Source organism: Planosporangium flavigriseum (genome assembly GCF_011947225.1).
GTDB classification, from domain to species: domain Bacteria; phylum Actinomycetota; class Actinomycetes; order Mycobacteriales; family Micromonosporaceae; genus Planosporangium; species Planosporangium flavigriseum.
This window is the reverse complement of record NZ_JAATVW010000010.1, coordinates 156,381-175,410: the sequence shown is the minus strand read 5'-3', so window position 1 is coordinate 175,410 and position 19,030 is coordinate 156,381. Positions and strand designations below refer to the sequence as shown.

Annotated in this window: 17 protein-coding genes and 2 riboswitches; of the genes, 8 read left to right on the top strand and 9 right to left on the bottom strand. The window is 69.3% G+C overall.

Annotated features, from left to right (window positions below; translation table 11 throughout):
• Nucleotides 1-22 precede the first annotated feature (22 nt).
• Nucleotides 23-277: riboswitch (cobalamin riboswitch) on the bottom strand.
• A 173-nt stretch (nt 278-450) separates the two neighbouring features.
• Nucleotides 451-1,026 (top strand): hemerythrin domain-containing protein, encoded by a 576-nt coding sequence (locus tag HC028_RS16050; RefSeq protein WP_168078110.1) that lies wholly within the window; start codon nt 451-453, stop codon nt 1,024-1,026.
• A 42-nt stretch (nt 1,027-1,068) separates the two neighbouring features.
• Here the strand turns inward: HC028_RS16050 and HC028_RS16045 are convergent, their stop codons facing one another.
• Complete coding sequence (locus tag HC028_RS16045) at nt 1,069-1,593, bottom strand: hypothetical protein (RefSeq protein WP_168078108.1); 525 nt, start codon at nt 1,591-1,593, stop codon at nt 1,069-1,071.
• A 91-nt stretch (nt 1,594-1,684) separates the two neighbouring features.
• The gene (cobN, locus tag HC028_RS16040) at nt 1,685-5,320 is read right to left on the bottom strand and encodes a cobaltochelatase subunit CobN (protein WP_203981373.1); all 3,636 of its coding nucleotides are present in this window, start codon (nt 5,318-5,320) and stop codon (nt 1,685-1,687) included.
• A gap of 74 nt (nt 5,321-5,394) precedes the next feature.
• A riboswitch (cobalamin riboswitch) is annotated at nt 5,395-5,562 on the bottom strand.
• 75 nt (nt 5,563-5,637) lie between these two features.
• On the opposite strand from cobN, the gene HC028_RS16035 reads away from it, so the two are divergent.
• The 3 genes from HC028_RS16035 (at nt 5,638) to HC028_RS16025 (ending at nt 7,846) form a co-directional block, all read left to right on the top strand.
• Nucleotides 5,638-5,985, top strand: coding sequence for a permease-like cell division protein FtsX (locus HC028_RS16035; protein WP_168078107.1), 348 nt, complete (start codon nt 5,638-5,640; stop codon nt 5,983-5,985).
• 137 nt (nt 5,986-6,122) lie between these two features.
• Nucleotides 6,123-7,610, top strand: a complete 1,488-nt coding sequence (locus tag HC028_RS16030; protein WP_168078105.1) for an MFS transporter — start codon at nt 6,123-6,125, stop codon at nt 7,608-7,610.
• A 62-nt stretch (nt 7,611-7,672) separates the two neighbouring features.
• Complete coding sequence (locus HC028_RS16025; RefSeq protein WP_168078103.1) at nt 7,673-7,846, top strand: CsbD family protein; 174 nt, start codon at nt 7,673-7,675, stop codon at nt 7,844-7,846.
• A gap of 61 nt (nt 7,847-7,907) precedes the next feature.
• Here the strand turns inward: HC028_RS16025 and HC028_RS16020 are convergent, their stop codons facing one another.
• Nucleotides 7,908-9,536 (bottom strand): glycoside hydrolase family 13 protein, encoded by a 1,629-nt coding sequence (locus HC028_RS16020; protein WP_168078166.1) that lies wholly within the window; start codon nt 9,534-9,536, stop codon nt 7,908-7,910.
• 102 nt (nt 9,537-9,638) lie between these two features.
• On the opposite strand from HC028_RS16020, the gene HC028_RS16015 reads away from it, so the two are divergent.
• From HC028_RS16015 to HC028_RS16000, 4 genes are all read left to right on the top strand, one after another.
• Nucleotides 9,639-11,036, top strand: a complete 1,398-nt coding sequence (locus tag HC028_RS16015) for a cytochrome ubiquinol oxidase subunit I (protein WP_168078101.1) — start codon at nt 9,639-9,641, stop codon at nt 11,034-11,036.
• The gene (locus tag HC028_RS16010; protein WP_239075524.1) at nt 11,033-12,052 is read left to right on the top strand and encodes a cytochrome d ubiquinol oxidase subunit II; all 1,020 of its coding nucleotides are present in this window, start codon (nt 11,033-11,035) and stop codon (nt 12,050-12,052) included. The genes HC028_RS16015 and HC028_RS16010 overlap by 4 nt, the downstream gene beginning before the upstream one ends.
• Nucleotides 12,053-12,130: 78 nt before the next feature.
• The gene (locus HC028_RS16005; protein WP_168078099.1) at nt 12,131-13,801 is read left to right on the top strand and encodes a sodium:solute symporter family protein; all 1,671 of its coding nucleotides are present in this window, start codon (nt 12,131-12,133) and stop codon (nt 13,799-13,801) included.
• Nucleotides 13,802-13,811: 10 nt separating this feature from the next.
• Nucleotides 13,812-14,072: a hypothetical protein gene (locus HC028_RS16000; protein ID WP_168078097.1), complete on the top strand. Its 261-nt coding sequence runs from the start codon at nt 13,812-13,814 to the stop codon at nt 14,070-14,072.
• A gap of 3 nt (nt 14,073-14,075) precedes the next feature.
• Here HC028_RS16000 and HC028_RS15995 read toward each other — a convergent pair whose 3' ends face one another.
• The 6 genes from HC028_RS15995 to HC028_RS15970 form a co-directional block, all read right to left on the bottom strand.
• A complete protein-coding gene (locus HC028_RS15995; protein WP_168078095.1) occupies nt 14,076-15,026 on the bottom strand; it encodes a type IV toxin-antitoxin system AbiEi family antitoxin domain-containing protein in 951 nt (316 codons plus the stop codon).
• A 125-nt stretch (nt 15,027-15,151) separates the two neighbouring features.
• Nucleotides 15,152-16,084, bottom strand: coding sequence for a polyphosphate kinase 2 (gene ppk2 / locus HC028_RS15990; protein ID WP_168078093.1), 933 nt, complete (start codon nt 16,082-16,084; stop codon nt 15,152-15,154).
• A gap of 96 nt (nt 16,085-16,180) precedes the next feature.
• Entirely contained in the window at nt 16,181-17,113 is a 933-nt protein-coding gene (locus HC028_RS15985) for an acyl-ACP desaturase (RefSeq protein WP_168078091.1), read from the bottom strand.
• A gap of 160 nt (nt 17,114-17,273) precedes the next feature.
• Nucleotides 17,274-17,666 (bottom strand): PPOX class F420-dependent oxidoreductase, encoded by a 393-nt coding sequence (locus HC028_RS15980; RefSeq protein WP_168078089.1) that lies wholly within the window; start codon nt 17,664-17,666, stop codon nt 17,274-17,276.
• A gap of 36 nt (nt 17,667-17,702) precedes the next feature.
• On the bottom strand, nt 17,703-18,584 hold the full coding sequence (locus HC028_RS15975) for an LLM class F420-dependent oxidoreductase (protein ID WP_168078087.1): 882 nt from the start codon (nt 18,582-18,584) through the stop codon (nt 17,703-17,705).
• Nucleotides 18,585-18,609: 25 nt separating this feature from the next.
• Nucleotides 18,610-19,026, bottom strand: coding sequence for a CBS domain-containing protein (locus tag HC028_RS15970; RefSeq protein ID WP_239075525.1), 417 nt, complete (start codon nt 19,024-19,026; stop codon nt 18,610-18,612).
• Nucleotides 19,027-19,030 lie beyond the last annotated feature (4 nt).

The following is a 19,030-nucleotide window of genomic DNA, read 5'->3' as shown; positions in this document are numbered from 1 at the left end:
GCGGGTGTCCACGCCCGCGTGTCGGTTTGTCCTACGAACGGCCGGAGTCTCCTGGCTCCCGGATCAGCGCGTACGACAACTCTGGCTCGGCGCTCGACGCGGCGACCCAGAGTAGTCGCCCCCTCGGCCTTCCCGCCGCAGATGCGGCCGTGGCGCGTCGGTGAGGGGTCGCTCCCCGGTAACAGTGGCGGGACCGCCCCGGATTCACACCGGGTTCCTCCCTAGCCGTTCTCGATGGTCATGCTGTCCCACCAGGGCCGTCCCCGTCAACGTGACAGGCCCCATGATCGCCCCAATGGTGGGCGCGACCGGTCTGGGCCGCAAGGCGCAGCCCGCGGGCCAGACCGGTCGTTGTCGCCGATCAAGGGACGATTCGGCGTGCATGACAGGGCCGGTTCTGGGAAGGCCCCCTGGGTCCGCACACCTAAGCGACGTGAGGAGTCGTGCCCCATGACCGCGACGCGGGAACAGGACGTGGTGGAACTGCTGGTTGACCAGCACAACCAGATCCGACGGCTGTTCAGTGAGATGGACGGCGCTCAGGGTGACCGCAAGCGCGAGGTATTCGAGGACCTCGTCCGGCTGCTGGCTATCCACGAGACCGCCGAGGAGGAGGTCGTCCACCCGGTCGCCGGCCGGCGGATCGAGGGCGGCCAGAAGATCGTCGAGGAGCGGTTGCACGAGGAGGACCAGGCCAAGCACATGCTGGCGGAACTGTACGATCTCGGCCCGGACAAGCCCGAGTTCGACGTCCGGTTCCAGGCGCTGAAGAACGCGGTCATCCAGCACGCGGAGCGGGAGGAACAGCAGGAGTTCTCCACCCTGCGCGAGAAGGTCGACAAGGACACGCTGAAGCGGATGGCGGACGCCGTACGGGCGGCGGAGAAGACGGCACCGACCCGGCCCCACCCCAGGACCCCGGAGTCGGCGGTCGGGAACATCCTGGCCGGCCCGCCGTTGGCGGTATTCGACCGGGTCCGCGACAAGATGCGGGAGTTGGTCAAGAGCGGCAAGGGCAACCGCTGAACGGATCTGCCGCTGAACGGATCGGCGGCCGCGGCCGTCCGATCAGGCCGCGTCCGCCGCGCTGGTGTGGAGGCGTTCGAGCAGCAGGTCGCGGTGCAGCTGGGCGACCGGTCCGAGCAGGTCGGGGTGGCGCAGGAGCGCCGACGCGTACCGGTCGCGCTCGTCCGGCCTGGTCAGCCGGCGGAAGTCGAAGTACAGCCCCGCCATGTGCTCGGACGTCTCGATCGCGGCCACCGCGGCGTCCGCCAGGACGGGCTCGGTGAGCAGGCACGCCGCCCAGCTCGCCACGACCTCGTCGACCCAGCTGCGCCAGGCGTACTCCTCGTCGGTCGGCTGGTCGGCGTCCGCGCCCACCAGCCAGTCCAGCCGGGCCGACCCGCCGGGCCCGAGCATGCCGACGATCGCCGCGTCCATCGTCGTCGGGTACCGCAGCCAGGCCGCGACGGTGGCCGCCTGGCGCGCCTGTACCTCCGCGAGCGCCGCGCTGAACGTTCCGCCGGGCGCCGGGTAGGCCCGGATCAGCCACTGCGCGGTTGCCGCTATGACGGAGGACAGGTTGGCGGACACCGTGCGCTACTCACTCTCAGTACTTTCTTGACTGCGGCGCGCTCACAGTACCCGCCGGACTGCCCTTCTGACGAAGGGCCCCCGACAAAACTCAGGAACCCTCCAGGTCGCCCTCCACGGCCAGGTACGCCGCGCGCAGTTGATCCAGCGTCTCCGGGTTCGGTTCCGCCCACAATCCGCGGTCGGCCGCTTCCAGCAGCCGTTCGGTGATTCCGCGCAGCGCCCACGGGTTGGACTTCTCCAGGAAGTCGCGCACCGCCGGGTCACCGATGTACGAGGCGGCAAGCTGCTCGTACATCCAGTCGTCGACCACCCCGGCGGTCGCGTCGTAGCCGAACAGGTAGTCCACGGTCGCGGCCAGTTCGAACGCGCCCTTGTACCCGTGCCGGCGCATCGCCTCGATCCACCGCGGGTTGACCACCCGGGCCCGGAACACCCGCTTCGTCTCCTCGGCGAGGGTGCGGGTCTTCACCTGCTCCGGCCGGTGCGAGTCACCGATATAGGCGGCCGGGTCGCTGCCGCGCAGCGCCCGGACCATGGCGACCATCCCACCGTGGTACTGGAAGTAGTCGTCGGAGTCGGCGATGTCGTGCTCGCGGGTGTCGACGTTCTTCGCGGCGACCGACATCCGGCGGTACACGGTGTCGAGATCGTCGCGGGCCGCCCGGCCGTCGAGGCCACGGCCGTACGCGTAGCCGCCCCACACCGCGTACACCTCGGCGAGGTCGCGGTCGTCGCGCCAGTTCCGGGCGTCGATCAGCGGCAGCAGGCCGGCGCCGTACGCGCCGGGCTTGGAGCCGAAGATGCGGGTGGTGGCCCGCCGCCAGTCGCCGTGGCTCTCGGCGTCGGCAAGCGCATGTGCCCGGACGAAGTTCTGGTCGGCCGGCTCGTCGAGGGCGGCGACCGCCGCGACCGCGTCGTCGAGCAGGCCGACGACGTGTGGGAACGCGTCCCGGAAGAAGCCGGAGATCCGCACGGTCACGTCGACGCGGGGCCGGCCCAGTTCGGCGAGCGGTACGACCTCGAAGCCGGTGACCCGGCGCGACGCGTCGTCCCACGTCGGCCGGCAGCCCAGCAGGGCGAGAACCTCGGCGATGTCGTCGCCCTGGGTACGCATCGCGCTGGTACCCCAGACGGTGAGGCCGACCAGGGCCGGCCACTCTCCCGTGTCCTCCCGGTGCCGGGCCAGCAGCGAGTCGGCCAGGGCCCGGCCGACCTCCCAGGCGTTGCGCGACGGGATGGCCTTCGGGTCGACCGAGTAGAAGTTGCGCCCGGTCGGCAACACGTTGACCAGGCCGCGGGTCGGCGAGCCGGACGGGCCGGCGGCGATGTACCCGCCGTCGAGGGCGTGCAGGACGGCGGTGATCTCGTCGGTCGTGGCGTCCAACCGGGGTACGACCTCGGTGGCGGCGAAGCGCAGAACGTCTTCCACCTGCTCGACGCGCGTTCCCAGGATCTCCGCGGCGACCATTGGCACGGCCTCCGGGTCCCACGCCACGTTTTCGCAGCCGATGACGAGCGTGCGGGCGAGGTCTTCCAGCCGGTCGACGAGGTCGGGGGCGGTGATCGCCGGCCCGTCCACAAGCGCGGTCAGCGCCTCCGGGGTTGCGGCGGGCGCCTCGCCCGCCAGCAAGGCTGGCTCGGACAGGCCGAAGTGCGCCGCCAGGGCGGTACGCAGACCGGGGAAGGCGTGCCGCCCGCCCCAGACCTGCTGCGCCCGCAGGACGGCGAGGACCAGGTTGATGCGGGCCTCGCCCACCGGCGCGCCGCCCAGGATGTGCAGGCCGTCGCGGATCTGCGAGTCCTTGATCTCGCAGAGGTACCCGTCGACGTGCAGGATGAAGTCGTCGAACTCGTCCTCGGCCGGCATGTCCGACTGGTGCAGGTCGTGGTGGAGCTGCGCGGCCTGGATCAGCGTCCAGATCTGCGCCCGTACGGCCGGGAGCTTCGCCGGGTCGAGCGCCTGTACGGTCGCGTACTCGTCGAGCAGTTGCTCCAGCTTGGCCATGTCGCCGTACGTGTCGGCGCGGGCCATCGGCGGCACGAGGTGGTCGACGACGCATGCGTGGGCGCGGCGCTTGGCCTGGGTGCCCTCCCCCGGGTCGTTGACGATGAACGGGTACACCAGGGGCAGGTCGCCGAGCACGGCGTCGGGGGCGCAGCTGTCCGCCAGACCGAGGCCCTTGCCGGGCAGCCACTCGAGGGTGCCGTGCTTGCCTAGGTGGACGACGGCGTCGACGTTGTCGGCCAGCCACCGGTAGGCGGCCAGGTAGTGGTGGGACGGCGGCAGGTCCGGGTCGTGGTAGATCGCGATCGGGTTCTCGCCGAAGCCGCGTGGCGGCTGGATCATCAGCGTGACGTTGCCGAACCGGAGACCGGCGAGGACGATGTCGTCGCCGTCGACGTACAGCTCGCCCGGCGGCTCGCCCCACTTGTCCAGCATGTCTGCTTTGAGGTCGGCTGGCAGCGCGTCGAACCAGCGCCGGTACTGCGCCGACGGCACCCGGATCGGCGCCGCCGCCAACTGCTCCTCGGTCAGCCACTCCACGTCGTGCCCACCCGCGGCGATGAGCGAGTGGATCAGGGCGTCGCCGTCTTCCGGGAAGTCGCCAATGGAGTACCCGGCGGCGCGCAGCGCCCGGAGCAGTTCCACCGCCGAGGCGGGGGTGTCCAGGCCGACCGCGTTGCCCACCCGCGAGTGCTTCGTCGGGTACGACGACAGCAGGATCGCCAGCCGCTTGTCGGCGTTCTCGATGTTCCGAAGCCGGGCGTACCCGAGCGTGATGCCGGCCACCCGCGCCGCCCGCTCCGGGTCGGCCACGTACACCGGGATGCCGTCCGGTCCCGTCTCTTTGAACGAGAACGGCACCGTGATCAGCCGGCCGTCGAACTCGGGGATCGCGACCTGCATCGCGGCGTCCATGGGGCTGAGCGCAGCGTCCGAGTCGGCCCACTGGGCCCGGCTCGAGGTCAGGCACAGGCCCTGGAGTACGGGCACGTCCAGCGCGGCGAGCGCCTCGACGGACCAGGCCTCCTCGTCGCCGCCGGCGCTCGCGTCCGACGGCCTGGTGCCGCCCGCGGCGAGCACCGTGACCACGAGCGCGTCGCAGCGGCCCAGCAGGGCCGCGAGGTCGTCGTCAATCGCGCGCAGCGACGAGGCGAAGATCGGCAGCGCGTTGCCGCCCTTGTCCTCGATCGCGCTGGCCAGCGTGTCCACGAAGGCCGTGTTGCCGGCGAGGGCGTGAGCGCGGTAGAACACGACGCCGACGGTCGGGCGGTCGGACCTTTGCTCAAAAGCTCCGTGTACGCCATACGCCGGCGCCGTGGCCGGCGGCTCGAAGCCCTCGCCGGTCAGCAGCACCGTGTCGGACAGGAAGCGGTGCAGCTCACGCAGGTTGTCCGGGCCGCCTTCGACCAGGTACCGCTGCGCGTCGTGCGCGACCCCGGCCGGCACCGTGGACAGTGCGGTCAGCTCGGCGTCCGGAGTGGCCTCACCCCCGACGGCGATCACCGGCAGGCCGGCCCGCAGGACCGCGTCCATGCCCTCCGGCCAGGTACGCCGGCCGCCCAGGAGCCGGACCACGACGACCGCCGCGCCGTCGAGCAGCGCGGGCACGTCGGCGGCGTCCAGCCGGGTCGGGTTGGCCACCCGCCACGGAGCGCCGCTGGCCCGAGCAGCGAGCAGGTCCGTGTCGGCCGTGGACAGCAGTACGAACGTAGCCGTCATGAACGGCACCTCCCGTCGGGGTCCGCGCCCCGGTCGCAGGGTCGAAGGCGGGGACGGTCGTCCCCCGGCGGCCGGAGTGTCCTGGCTCCCGGATCAGCGCGTACGACAACTCTGGCTCGGCGTCAGCGACCCAGAGCAGTCCCCCTCGGCCTTCCCGCCGCAGATGCGGCCGTGGCGCGTCGGTGAGGGGTCGCTCCCCGGTGACAGTGGCGGGACCGCCCCGGATTTCCACCGGGTTCCTCCACTGCCGCCGTCGCGGATGCTACGGCATCTCCGGGGCCGTCCGGCGGGTGCTGTGTCAGCCACCATCCAACCCCGTGCGTAGATCACTGCCGGTTGCCGCGTTAGCCCTGACGTTGAGCCTCGTCGGCTGTTCAAAGACGACCTCGCACGAGAGCGACAAACGGAGCGCCGGCAGCAACCTCAGCGTCTTCCTGACCAGCGATGTGACGAACGAGGAGCGCAGCACGGTCGAACAGAAGCTGCGTGCGCTGCCCAGCATCCAGAACCTCAGCCTGGAAACCAAGGAACAGGCGTACGCGAGGTTCAAAGAGCTGTTCAAGGACGCCCCCGACCTGGTCGCGCAGATAGCCTCCGGGCGTCTCGGAGATCGTGATCGCGCCCCAGCCCACGACGCCATCCGCCGATTGTGCCGGCGTTTCTAAACGGATCTTGGGGATTTTGACATCGGATTTGATGCCAAAATCTCCAAGATCTGCGGAAACCGCACCTTAACGGCTGCTCAGGGGCCCGCGTTTGGTTCACCGGACGTAGGGGCACCACCGCTGGCGGAGGTGCCCCTATGACCAGTACCGAACAAACGGTTCGAAGTGACGTACCGGCCCGTATCGACCGGTTACCTTGGGCGCGGTTCCACTGGTTGGTGGTACTGGCCCTCGGCGTGGCCTGGGTGCTCGACGGCCTCGAGATCCAGATGGCCGCGTCCATCGCCTCGGTCCTCAAGGACGAGGGGACGCTTCACCTGACGGCCAGCCAGGTCGGCCTGACCGCGTCGGTCTACCTGCTCGGCGAGGTCGTCGGCGCGCTCTGGTTCGGCCGGCTCGCCGACCGGCTGGGCCGCAAGAAGCTGTTCCTGATCACGCTCGGCGTATACCTCATCTTCAACGGCCTGTCCGGCTTCGCCTGGGACCTGTGGTCGTTCCTCGCCCTGCGCTTCATCGCCGGCATGGGCATCGGCGGTGAGTACGCCGCGATCAACTCGGCGATCGACGAGCTCATTCCGGCGCGCTACCGCGGCCGCGTGGACATCGCGATCAACGGCACGTACTGGATGGGCGCGATGATCGGCGCCGCCTCGCAGATGGTGCTGCTCAACCCGGACATCGTGCCCAAGGACCTCGGCTGGCGGATCAGCCTGTTCGTCGGCCCGGTGATCGGTCTCGCCATCTGGCAACTGCGCAAGCACGTCCCGGAGAGCCCGCGCTGGCTGCTCACCCACGGTCGCGTCGAGGAGGCCGAGCGCACCGTCGCCGGCATCGAGGAGCGGGTCCGGGCGGACGGCAAGTCCCTGCCCGACCTGGACGACGACGCCGTTATCGAGGTCAAGCCGACCGACTCCGTGTCGTACCGGCAGATCGCGCGGGTGATGCTCAAGGAGTACCCGAGCCGGTCGCTGCTGGGCTTCGCGCTGATGGTCACCCAATCGTTCCTGTACAACGCGATCTTCTTCACGTACGGGCTGGTGCTCTCCGGTTTCTACGGCATCTCCGACCAGACGATCCCGCTGTACTTCTTCCCGTTCGCGCTGGGCAACCTCCTCGGCCCGCTCCTGCTGGGGCGCCTGTTCGACACTGTCGGCCGCAAGCCGATGATCGCCGGTACCTACCTGCTGTCCGCGGCGATCCTCGCCGTCAGCGGGTACCTGTTCTGGATCGGCGCGCTCAACGCGGTCACCCAGACGGTCCTCTGGTGCGTCGTGTTCTTCATCGCCTCGGCGGGCGCGTCCAGCGCTTACCTCACCGTCAGCGAGATCTTCCCGATTGAACTGCGGGCGCAGGCAATCTCGTTCTTCTTCGCCATCTCGCAGTTCTTCGGCGGCGTCATCGCGCCGGCACTGTTCGCCGGCCTGATCGGCGACGCCAAGAACCCGACGCCGCTGTTCTACGGGTACCTCGTCGGCGCCGGACTGATGGCCGTCGGCGGGCTGGTCGCGCTGTTCTTCGCGGTGCCGGCCCACCAGCGTTCGCTGGAACACGTGGCCAAGCCGCTGTCGGCGGTGTCCCGAACTGCGGGCGCCAGCAGCAGCACCCGTCGTACGGCCACGGCCTGATTGGAATTGCCGGCCGGCGGGTAGGTAACCAGTAGTAGCCGAGTACGGATACGGAGGCTGACATGGGATTCGACGACAAGGTTGACAACCAGGCTGAGAACCTGGCCGGCAAGGTCAAGGAAGGCGTCGGCAAGGCCACCGACGACGAGAGTCTTGAGGCCGAAGGCAAGGGCGACCAGATGAAGTCGGACCTGAAGCAGGCCGGCGAGAAGATCAAGGACGTCTTCAAGCACTGATCTGGCTCAGCATTCGGCGGGGGTGTTCCGGAACTCCGGAGCACCCCCGCCGCTTCATGCCCTAGACGAGGGCCCACACCGCCGTGTCGGTCGGAACCCTGCCGTCGACGTCAAGGTCACCGCTCGCCAGCAGCACGCGGGCCCCGGCCGGTAACGCGACCGGCTCAGCGCCGAGGTTGGCCACCACGACGACGCCGCCGTTGCGGAAGGCGACGGCGTCCGGCCCGGCCTCGGGCCACCACGTAAGCGTCCCGGCCCCTAACGCGTACTCGCGCCGCAACCGCAGCGCCGCCCGGTACAGCTCGTAGGTGGAGCCTTCGACTCCGCGCTGACGGTCCAGGGCGTACCGGTCCCAGGCGGGCGGCTGCGGCAGCCAGCTACGGGAATCCGGGCCGAACCCGTACGACGGGCCGCCCGCCGCCCACGGGATCGGCACCCGGCAGCCGTCCCGCCCGACCACGGTGTGGCCCGAGCGCACCCAGGTCGGATCCTGGCGCACGTCGTCGGGGAGGGTGCTGTGCTCGGGTAGCCCGAACTCCTCGCCCTGGTACACGTACGCGGCACCGGGCAGCGCGAGCATCAGCATGCTGGCCGCCCGCCCCCGGCGCAGCCCGAGCGCCTCGTCCGGCTGCGGATCGGCCGCGGCTATGCCGTTACGCGGGAGCGTGCCGTCGGCGTACCCGAACCGGCTGGTGTGGCGTACGACGTCGTGGTTGGACAGCACCCACGTCGTCGGGGCGCCCACGGCCTGACAGACGGCGAGCGAGGAGTCGACCACCTCGCGGATGGCGTCGGCGCTCCACGATGCGAGCAGGTACGCGAAGTTGAACGCCTGGTGCATCTCGTCGGGCCGCACGTAGCGGGCCATCCGCTCGATCGGGTCCACCCACGCCTCGGCGACCAGGATCCGCTCGCCCGGGTAGGAGTCGACGACCTTGCGCCAGGAGCGGTAGATCTCGTGCACACCGTCCTGGTCCCACATCGGCTCGGGCCCGTCGGGGATGGCGGGCGGCGGCGCGTCGACCTTGTCGCTCGGCTCCCACGTCTTGATCAGCCCATGGGACACGTCGACCCGGAACCCGTCCACCCCGCGGTCGAGCCAGAAGCGCAGGATCTCGACGAACTCCGCGCGCACCTCCGGGTTGTTCCAGTTGAGATCCGGCTGACGGACGTCGAACAGGTGCAGATACCACTGGCCGTCTTCGACCTGGGTCCAGGCGGAGCCGCCGAAGATGCTCTCCCAGTCGTTGGGCTCGTCGCGGAAGCAGTACCGGTCGCGCTCCGGGCTGCCGGGCCCGGCGGCGAGGGCCGCCTGGAACCAGGGGTGCTCGTCGGAGGTGTGGTTCGGGACGAGGTCGACGATCACCCGGATACCCAGCGCATGTGCCCGAGCGACGAGCGCGTCGAAGTCGGCCAGGCGACCGAACAGCGGGTCGACGTCACGATAGTTGGCCACGTCGTAGCCTGCGTCGGCCTGCGGCGACGGGTAGAAGGGTGACAGCCAGACCGCGTCGACGCCCAGCCCGGCCAAATGATCCAGGCGCGCGGTGATCCCCGGCAGGTCCCCCACCCCGTCGCCGTCGGCATCGGCGAACGAGCGCGGGTAGACCTGGTAGATCACGGCATCGCGCCACCACTGCGTGCTCTGCTCGGTAGTCACAGAAAGGCGACGATAGCCGACGAAGCGCATCGCCGGAACCGTGAACATCGATCCTGATCATCCGAGTTTCGGCCACCTTCAAGCGGGTACACCAAGAGGCCTACGGTGCCCCGACCGTTGAGGAGGGGACCGATGCGGTCCGTTCTGGCGGCCACCCCCGGTGACCTCGTAGCCGCCCGCACCCAGATGGCGCTCTCGCTAGGTTGGCACATCATCATCGCCTGCTTCGGTGTCGCCATGCCGGCGTTCACCGCGTACGCCGAGTGGCGCGGCCAGCGCAAGGGCGGCGATCCCGTCTACACGACCCTCGCGCACCGGTGGGCCCGCTCCATGGGCGTGCTCTTCGCGGTGGGCGCGGTCTCCGGCACGATCCTCAGCTTCGAGATGGGGCTGCTGTGGCCCCGGTTCATGGCGATGTACGGCCAGGTCGTCGGCTTCCCGTTCACCCTGGAGGGCACCGCCTTCTTCATCGAGGCGATCTTCCTCGGCATCTACCTGTACGGCTGGAACCGGCTGCCGCCGCGGCTGCACCTGCTGACCGCGATCCCCGTGGTCGTCGCCGGGGTGGCCTCGGCCTTCTTCGTCGTCAGCGCGAACGCGTGGATGAACCAGCCACGCGGCTTCGATCTCGACAACGGCCGGGTCACCAACGTCAACCCCTGGAAGGCGATGTTCAACCCGGCCACCCCGCCCCAGACCACTCACATGATCATCGCCGCGTTCATGGTCGCCGGGTTCTCGGCGGCGTCGGTCTACGCCGTGGCGATGCTGCGCGGCAAGCGCGACCGGTACCACCGCCTCGGCTTCGCCATCCCGTTCACCGTCGCCGCGGTGCTGGCGCCGATCCAGCTGCTCGTCGGTGACTGGGCGGCGAAGTTCCTGGCCACCAACCAGCCGGTCAAGCTCGCCGCCATCGAAGGGCTGAGCCGCACCACAGCCGGCGCGCCGCTGTCGCTGGGTGGCGTGTACGTCAACGGCGAACTCAAGTACGCGATCCACATCCCGAACGCGCTGTCGATCCTGGCGCACTGGAACCCGAGCGCGGTCGTGTACGGGCTGGAGATCGCGCCGCCCGACGCGCGCCCGCCGGTCACGGCCGTACACCTGGCGTTCCAGGTCATGGTCGGTTTCGGGACGGCGTTCATCCTTCTTGCCGCCTGGTGGGCGTTCCTGCGCTGGCGCCGCAAGGACTTCTCGCAGACCCGCTGGTTCCTGCGAGCGGCCTCGGTCGCGGGCATCGGCGCCGTGCTGGCGCTCGAAGCGGGCTGGGTGACCACGGAGCTCGGACGCCAGCCCTGGATCGCGTGGGGGCGCATGCGGGTGATCGAGGCGGTCAACCCCGAACCCGGCCTCACGGTGGGGCTGGTCGCAGTCATCGTCGTGTACACGGTGCTCACCGTCGCGTCCGTCGCCGTGCTGCGCCGACTGGCCCGGATGCCGCTGGAGCTGGCGGTGCCGGGCGAGGCACCCGCTCAGCGGGCGACGCCCGTGGAGGCGCCGCAGGAGGAACCGGTTCGGAGACGCCGATGATGACCGACGCCGTCGCCCTGTTAGGGATCCTCTGGATCGGCCTCACCCTGTACACCGTGCTCGGCGGCGCCGACTTCGGTGCCGGTGTCTGGCACCTGGTGACCGGACGCAAGCCGGGCGGCCCGTACGATCCGGCGCGCGAGCGCGACCTCCTCGAGCACACCATCGGCCCGGTCTGGGAGGCCAACCACGTCTGGCTGATCTTCGTCATCACCGTGTTCTGGACGGCGTTCCCGTCGGCGTTCGGCGCGTTCGCGGCGACCATGTACATCCCGCTGACCATCGCCGCCCTCGGCATCATCGGCCGCGGCGCGGCGTTCGCGTTCCGCAAGGCGACCGACGTCGGCTGGCAGTTCAAGGCGTACGGGCTGGCCTTCGGCATCTCGTCGGTGCTCACGCCGTTCGTGCTCGGCATGATCGCGGGCGGGGTGGCGTCCGGGCGGGTGCCGCCCGTGATCGGCGCCGGGGACATCATCTGGGCATGGACGAACCCGACGTCCATCTACACCGGCCTGCTCGCGGTCGGCAGCTGTGCCTACCTCGCGGCGGTGTACCTGAGCCGGGACGCGGAGCGGGAGGGCGAGCCCGCCCTGGCCGAGGCGTTCCGGCGCCGGGCGCTGGGCACCGGGATCGGCCTCGGCGTGGTCGCGTTCGCGGGTCTGGCGATCCTGCGGACGGACGCGCCCCAACTGGTCCACGGGATCACCCACCGCGGCCTGCCGATCGTGCTCCTGTCGCTGGTCTGCGGAGCGGTGTCGCTCATCCTTCTCGCCCGGCGCCGCTTGGCGGCCGCCCGGGTCGTCGCCGCCGCCACGGTCGGCACGCTGCTGTGGGGCTGGGGAGCCGCCCAGTACCCGATCCTGCTGTACCCGGACCTGACCATCGACCGGGCCGCCGCCTACCCGACCGTCCTGCGTACGACCCTCGGCGTCATCGCCTTCAGCGCGGTCCTGCTGGTGCCGTCCATCGCCTGGCTGTTGGGGATGTTCCAACGCCGCGAGCCGGCCGGCGAGTGACACGAATCTCGTTTGAGTGAATATCAGCTTAGGGAACCCCTCCTGCGCCGGTGCTGCTCGCCGGCGGCAGGAGGCACCGTGGAAACCGTCGCGCAGACCACCGGACTGCGTCTCAACCTGAACGCGCTCGACTACACGCTTCTGGCGCTGTACTTCGTGACCGTTCTCGGCATCGGGTTCGCCGTGCGGCGAGCCATCTCGACCAGCGCCGACTTCTTCCTCTCCGGCCGGGCGCTGCCAGCCTGGGTGACCGGCCTCGCCTTCGTGTCGGCCAACCTGGGCGCGATCGAGATCCTCGGCATGGCCGCCAACGGCGCGCAGTACGGCATGATGACGTTGCACTACTACTGGATCGGCGCGGTGCCGGCCATGGTGTTCCTGGGCATCGTGATGATGCCGTTCTACTACGGCTCCAAGGTGCACAGCGTCCCCGAGTACCTGCGGCGCCGCTTCAACGCGCCCGCCCACCTGTTCAACGCGGTCTCGTTCGCGGTCGCGCAGGTCCTGATCGCGGGCGTCAACCTGTACGCCCTGGCGCTGGTCATGCGGGCGCTCGCCGGGTGGCCGCTGTGGGTGTCGATCGTCGTCGCGGCCGCGTTCGTGCTCGTGTACATCACCCTCGGCGGCCTGTCGTCGGCGATCTACAACGAGGTGCTGCAGTTCTTCGTGATCCTCGCCGGTCTGATCCCGATCACCGTGGTCGGCCTGATCAAGGTTGGCGGCCCGGCCGGCCTGCTCGACGAGGTGCGCCAATCCCCCCTCGGTGAGGCCGGCCTGCACACCTGGATCGGCACCGGCAGCTCACACAACCCGCTCGGCGCCCACTGGCTCGGCATCGTGTTCGGCCTGGGCTTCGTGCTGTCGTTCGGCTACTGGACCACCAACTTCGCCGAGGTGCAGCGCGCGCTGTCGGCGAAGAACATGACGGCCGCCCGCCTCACGCCGATCATCGGCGCGTACCCGAAGCTCATCATCCCGGCGGTGACCGTCATTCCCGGGCTGATCGCGCTGGTGACCGTGAAGGGGCTCGGCGCCAAGACCGGCGACCTGCAGTACAACAACGCGATCCCGCTGCTGATGCGCGACCTGCTGCCCAACGGTGTGCTCGGCGTCGCGGTGACCGGCCTGATGGCCTCGTTCATGGCCGGCATGGCGGCCAACATCAGCGGCTTCAACACGGTCTTCACGTACGACATCTGGCGGGCGTACATCCGGCGTGACCGCGACGACGCGCACTACCTGCGCGTCGGGCGGATCATCACGATCGTCGGTATCGCCATCGGCATCGGCACCGCGTTCATCGCCGCCGGGTTCAGCAACATCATGAACTACCTGCAGGCGCTGTTCGCGGTGTTCAACGCGCCGCTGTTCGCCACGTTCATCATCGGCATGTTCTGGCGCCGGATGACTCCGTGGGCCGGCTTCATCGGCCTGCTGACCGGCACGCTGACGGCGGTCTCGACCTACATCCTGTACCAGGCCGGCGTGCTGCACTTCGGCTCCGACCTCGACCAGAGCTTCTGGGGGGCCGGCATCGCGTTCGTGACCGTCGCGATCGTGGCGGTGATTGTCACGCTGTTCACCACGCCGAAGCCGGTGTCCGAGCTTCGCGGACTGGTCTACGGCGTAGACAAGATCGACTTGACTGCGGACATGGAGAAGGCCGACCGCGCCTGGTACCGCTCCCCCGTCGTGCTCGGCGGCGGTGCGCTGGCCCTGGCCGCAGCGTTCTACCTGCCGTTCCTGTGAGAGGTATGTGATGGCTGAGGAACCGATTCCCACCAGCAAGGCTCGCCTGTTCGACATACGCCGGGTCATCGGCGGCATCTTCGTGGTGTACGGGCTGATCGTCGGCCTGGCCGGGCTGTTCGACAGCCCGGAAGAGATCCAGAAAGCGGCCGGGGTACGGATCAACCTCTGGACAGGGCTCGCGATGCTGGTGCTCGGCGGGTTCTTCCTGCTCTGGCAGCGCCTGCGCCCGCTCAGGGCCGCCCCTTCCAATGATCACCCGGAGTTTTAGGTGTCATGACGCCCAAAACTCCGGGTGATCATGAACTCGGCAGCGGTGGCAGCGGTGGCAGCGGCGTGGCACACCACGCCAGCCCGCGGCCCGCAGCACCGTGACCACCTGGGCCGCCACCGCACACGGCTGCCCGGTGACATCGGCCCAGCCGTAGCGCAGCACCCTCCGTCCATCGAGGATGGCCGCGTTGTCTCGGCGCATGTCTCGCCAGCGTGCCTCGTCGGGGTGCGCGACGCGACCGTCCAACTCGACGACTACACCGAACTCGACGTAGCGCACGTCGTCATAGCACCGGCCGCTGCGGCGCTTGACGACGTGCTGACGACTGCCGCACAGCAGGCCGTGCGCCCGTTCGACGTCGCGCAAGTAGCGCAGTTCGAGGGAAGAGTGCGCCCCATCGGCCACGTCGGTCAGCGCCGCGAGCAGGTCCTCCCGCCACCGCACTTTCTTACGGGTCTCGATCGCCGTGACGATCCGGTCAGCCCGGGTGAGCCTGCGGCCGCACGCCTTCGCGATCAGCCCTAGCGCCTGCCCCAGCGAGGCGGAAGTCTGCGTCAGGTCGACCACAGTCTCCTCGACCCGCGTCTGAGGCGGCAACCGAATCGGATGCCGAGCCCGGTCCGCACGGCTGGACTGGTGGACGACGACGCCGGGGATCGGCGAGATATCCCGCCCGGTCGGCACCGTCACGTGGATCAACCCATCCGGCTCGTCCATCAGACCGATCAGCTCCGCCGAGGACTGGTGGCTGAGCATGGCCCCCGACCCGGCGCGCAGCACTGCAGCCCACAGCATTGACTCGCGCGGCACCGGGCCGCTGAACGTCGCGTACACCGAACGGAAGAGTCGTTGCCACCGGCCCGCGCGCAGACGCTCCCGGACCGCATCGGTGGTCATGCCGTCCGCGAGCGCCTGCGCCCGCGTCACCACTCCGCCCTGCTCATCGAACACCGACAAAGCGTGTCGGACTGATACCGGGGCTCACCAGAAGCAACTCGAAACTGTGGATATCTCTCATGATCACCCGGAGTTTTAGGTGTCATGGCGCCCAAAACTCCGGGTGATCATGAAAAGGGTCAGAGGCGTACGTGCAGGCTGCCGGGCTGCTCGCCCTCCTCGAACAACCGCGACGCGCGCCCGACGATCCGCGGGTCGGGCGTGCCGACGAGCTCCGGGTCCTTGCCCGTGTAATCAAACTGGTTCAGCACGAAGCGCATCGCCTCCACCCGGGCGCGCTTCTTGTCATTGCTCTTGACGATCGTCCACGGGGCGTCGGCGGTGTCGGTGTAGAAGAGCATCGCCTCCTTGGCCTCGGTGTACTCGTCCCACTTGTCGAGGGAGGCGAGGTCCATCGGCGACAGCTTCCACTGCCGTACCGGGTCGACCTGGCGGATCGTGAACCGGGTGCGCTGCTCGGACCGGGAGACCGAGAACCAGAACTTGATCAGGTTGATGCCGGAGTGCACGAGCATGCGCTCCAGTTCCGGGGTCTGCCGCATGAACTCCAGGTAGTCCGCACGGCTGGTCAGCCCCATCACCCGCTCCACACCTGCCCGGTTGTACCAGGACCGATCGAAGAGCACGATCTCGCCGGCGGCCGGCAGGTGGGCGACGTACCGCTGGAAGTACCACTGGGTGACCTCGCGCTCGCTGGGTTTCCCCAGCGCGACGACCCGGGCGCCCCGCGGGTTGAGGTGCTCCATGAACCGCTTGATCGTGCCGCCCTTGCCCGCCGCGTCGCGCCCCTCGAAGACGATGACCAGCTTCTCGCCCGTGGCCTTGATCCAACGTTGGAGCTTGAGCAGTTCGATCTGCAGGAGGCGCTTCTCCCGGTCGTACTCGTCCCGGCTCATCCGCTCCGGGTACGGGTACCCCTCACGCCACGTCTCGACCGGCTTGCCGTCCTTGGTGAGCAGCACCGGGTCGTCGTCGCCCTCGTCGAGCACCATGTAGTCGCCGAGCCGCACCAGATCGCGCTTGTAGTCCGGAAGCTCCTTCACGCCACCCATACGGTTGTGCTACCCCGGCACACCGCAGGACGAACGCCGGCCGCCCGGCAACTCAGCCGGCGCGAGCGGCGACGCGCTGCCGGCGCGAGCGGCAACTCAGCCGGCGCGAGCGGCAACGCGCTGCCGGCTGGCCTCCCGGCGCTCCTCGAACCGGGCGGCGTTCGCGTCGAGGCCGGCCATGAACGCGGCCAGCTCCTCACGCGCCCGCTCACCGTCGCCGGTCAGGTCCGTCCGGTCGAACACCCGGAGGTTGCGCAGCACCGGCGTGAGCACCTCGTTGTGGTGGATACGCAGGTCGTAGATGCCGGCGAGGGCGATCTGAACCGCCTTACGGCCGAAGTTCTCGATGCCGGTGCCCGGCATCTGGAAGGTCGTCACCACGTCGGTGATGGCCCGCATGGTCTCGTTGGGCGCCACCTCGAGCGCGCCGGCCAGCAGGTTGCGGTAGAAGACCATGTGCAGGTTCTCGTCCTGCGCCACCCGGGCGAGCATCTGCTCGCAGATCGGGTCGCCGCTGAACCGGCCGGTGTTGCGGTGCGAGATCCTGGTGGCCAGCTCCTGGAACGACACGTACGCGATCGAGTGCAGAGCGTCGTCGTCGTGTTCGAAGGCGTAGCCGGTCGACATGTGGGTCATCCGGGCCCGCTCCAGCTCGACCGGGTCGACCGCCCGGGTGGTCAGCAGGTAGTCCCGGAGGACGATGCCGTGCCGGCCCTCCTCCGCGGTCCACCGGTGTACCCAGGTGCCCCAGGCGCCGTCCCGACCGAAGAGGGTCGCGATCTCGTGGTGGTAGCTCGGCAGGTTGTCCTCGGTGAGCAGGTTCACGATCAGCGAGGTCCGGGCCACGTCGGACAGCTTCGACTGGGAGACGTCCCACGCCTCGCCACCCAGGATGCCGTCGAAGTCGCGCCCCTGGCTCCACGGCACGTACTCGTGCGGCATCCACTCGGTGGCCTGCGACAGGTGCCGGTTGAGGTTGGCCTCGACAACGGGTTCGAGCTCGAGCAACAGCTCGGTCTGCGACGGCACTGGAAACCTCCCGGATGCTTACGGTTACGTACCCGTAGGTTAGACCAGCCCAGCACACTCCGCACGCTGGGCGCACATGTGTCGCGAATTGTGGACATGGTGTCGTGAATCGCTGTGGGGAGCTACGCGAGATCTCCCCACAGCAGACGACAGCAGACGGTCAGCCCTGCCGGAGCTTCGCGGTCGGCGTGACCCGTACGATCACGCGCTCCTCGCCCGGCTTGCGGAACGGGTAGGTCTCCTGCCCGAGGTACTTCTGCGCCATCCGGTCGATGTGCGCGTCGGCGCCGTCCTCGACGAACTCGGCGGTGCCCTTCACCCAGAGGGTGCGGTAGTCGTTGGCCTTGTCGACCACCGACACCCCGACCTGCGGGTTGCGGGCCAGGGCGTTGTACTTGGCCCGCCCCTTGGCCGTGTTGAACAGGACGTGCTCGCCGTCGGTGTCGACCCAGACCGGCGTCACGTGCGGAGCCCCGTCCGCGTCGATCACCGCGACGTGGGCCAGCTGAGCCTCGCTGAGCAGGGCGATGTCATCTTCTGTAAGGATCGTCATGTACCGAAATCTACAGCTACGCGATCGACCGACCCACTACCCGGACGCGGCGACCAGCCGCCGGTCGGTGCGTACCACCGCGCTCAGCGCCGCAATGTGCTCGTCGACATTGGGCAGGTTGGCACCCATCGTGTTGACGCAGACGTGGGTCGCGCCGAGCCGCTCCCACTCGTACGCCTCGTCGACGACGGCGTCGGAGCCGTGCGGACCGTACTGAATCCGCCCCTCCATGCCGATTTTGTCCGGATCCCGGCCGGCTTCGCGCGCCGCCTCGTCGACAATGCGCTTGGCCGCTACCAGATCCGGCCCGGGCCGCATCTGCGGAAACCACCCGTCGGCCATCCGGCCGGCCCGCCGGAACCCGGGCGGGTAGTCCGCGCCCATCCAGATCGGGATCGGCCGCTGCACCGGCAGCGGATTGAGCCCCGCCGCGGTGATTTTCTCGAAGTCACCCACGTGCGTGACGCTGGGTTTGGTCCACAGTTCACGCAGCAGCTCGATCTGCTCCTCGATCCGCTTGCCGCGCAGGCCGAAGTCCTGGTCGAGCGCCTCGTACTCCACCGGGTTCCAGCCGACGCCCACACCCATCCGGTACCTACCGCCGGTGAGGATGTCGACCTCCGCCCCCTGCTTGGCCACCAGCACGGTCTGCCGCTGGGGCAGCACGAGGATCCCGTTGACCAGCTCCAGCGAGGTGATCGCGGCCAGGTACCCGAAGAGCACCATCGGCTCGTGGAACTGGCTGTACATGGTGTACGGACCGGTCCAGCCGTGGTAGTACCCAGGGTCGGCGCCGATGACGTGCTCGTACGTGAGGAGGTGGTCGTACCCCAGGTCCTGTACAGCCGTCGCGTACTTTCGGATCGCGGCCGGATCGGCTCCGATCTCGGTCTGCGGGAAGACGGCTCCGACGCGCATCCGCATCCGGCACCTCCCGGCGTGGTCAGCCGTTCCGGTCTTCGACCTCGACCCCGGCGAAGAAGGACTCGGGCTGCTCTTCCACCACGAGGTCGCCCAGGGCCACGATCCCCACGAGGCGGTCACCGTCGCACACCGGCAGGTGTTTGATCCCGTTGACGCGCATCAGCCCCTCGGCCGCCTTGATGTCGTCGTCCGGTGCGACCGTCACCAGGTCGCGGGTCAGCACGTCGCCCGCGGTCGTGGCCCGGGGGTCGGCGTCCTCCGCCACGGCGCGTATCAGGATGTCGCGCTCGGTTACGATGCCGCGGACCCGGTCTCCCTCAGTGACGATCACGTCGCTGATGTAGGCGTCGCGCATCTGTCGGGCGATCGCCGAGATGACGGTGTCGACGTCCATCGTGATGGGATCGCGAGTCATGACCTCACGTACGGTCGTCATCAGG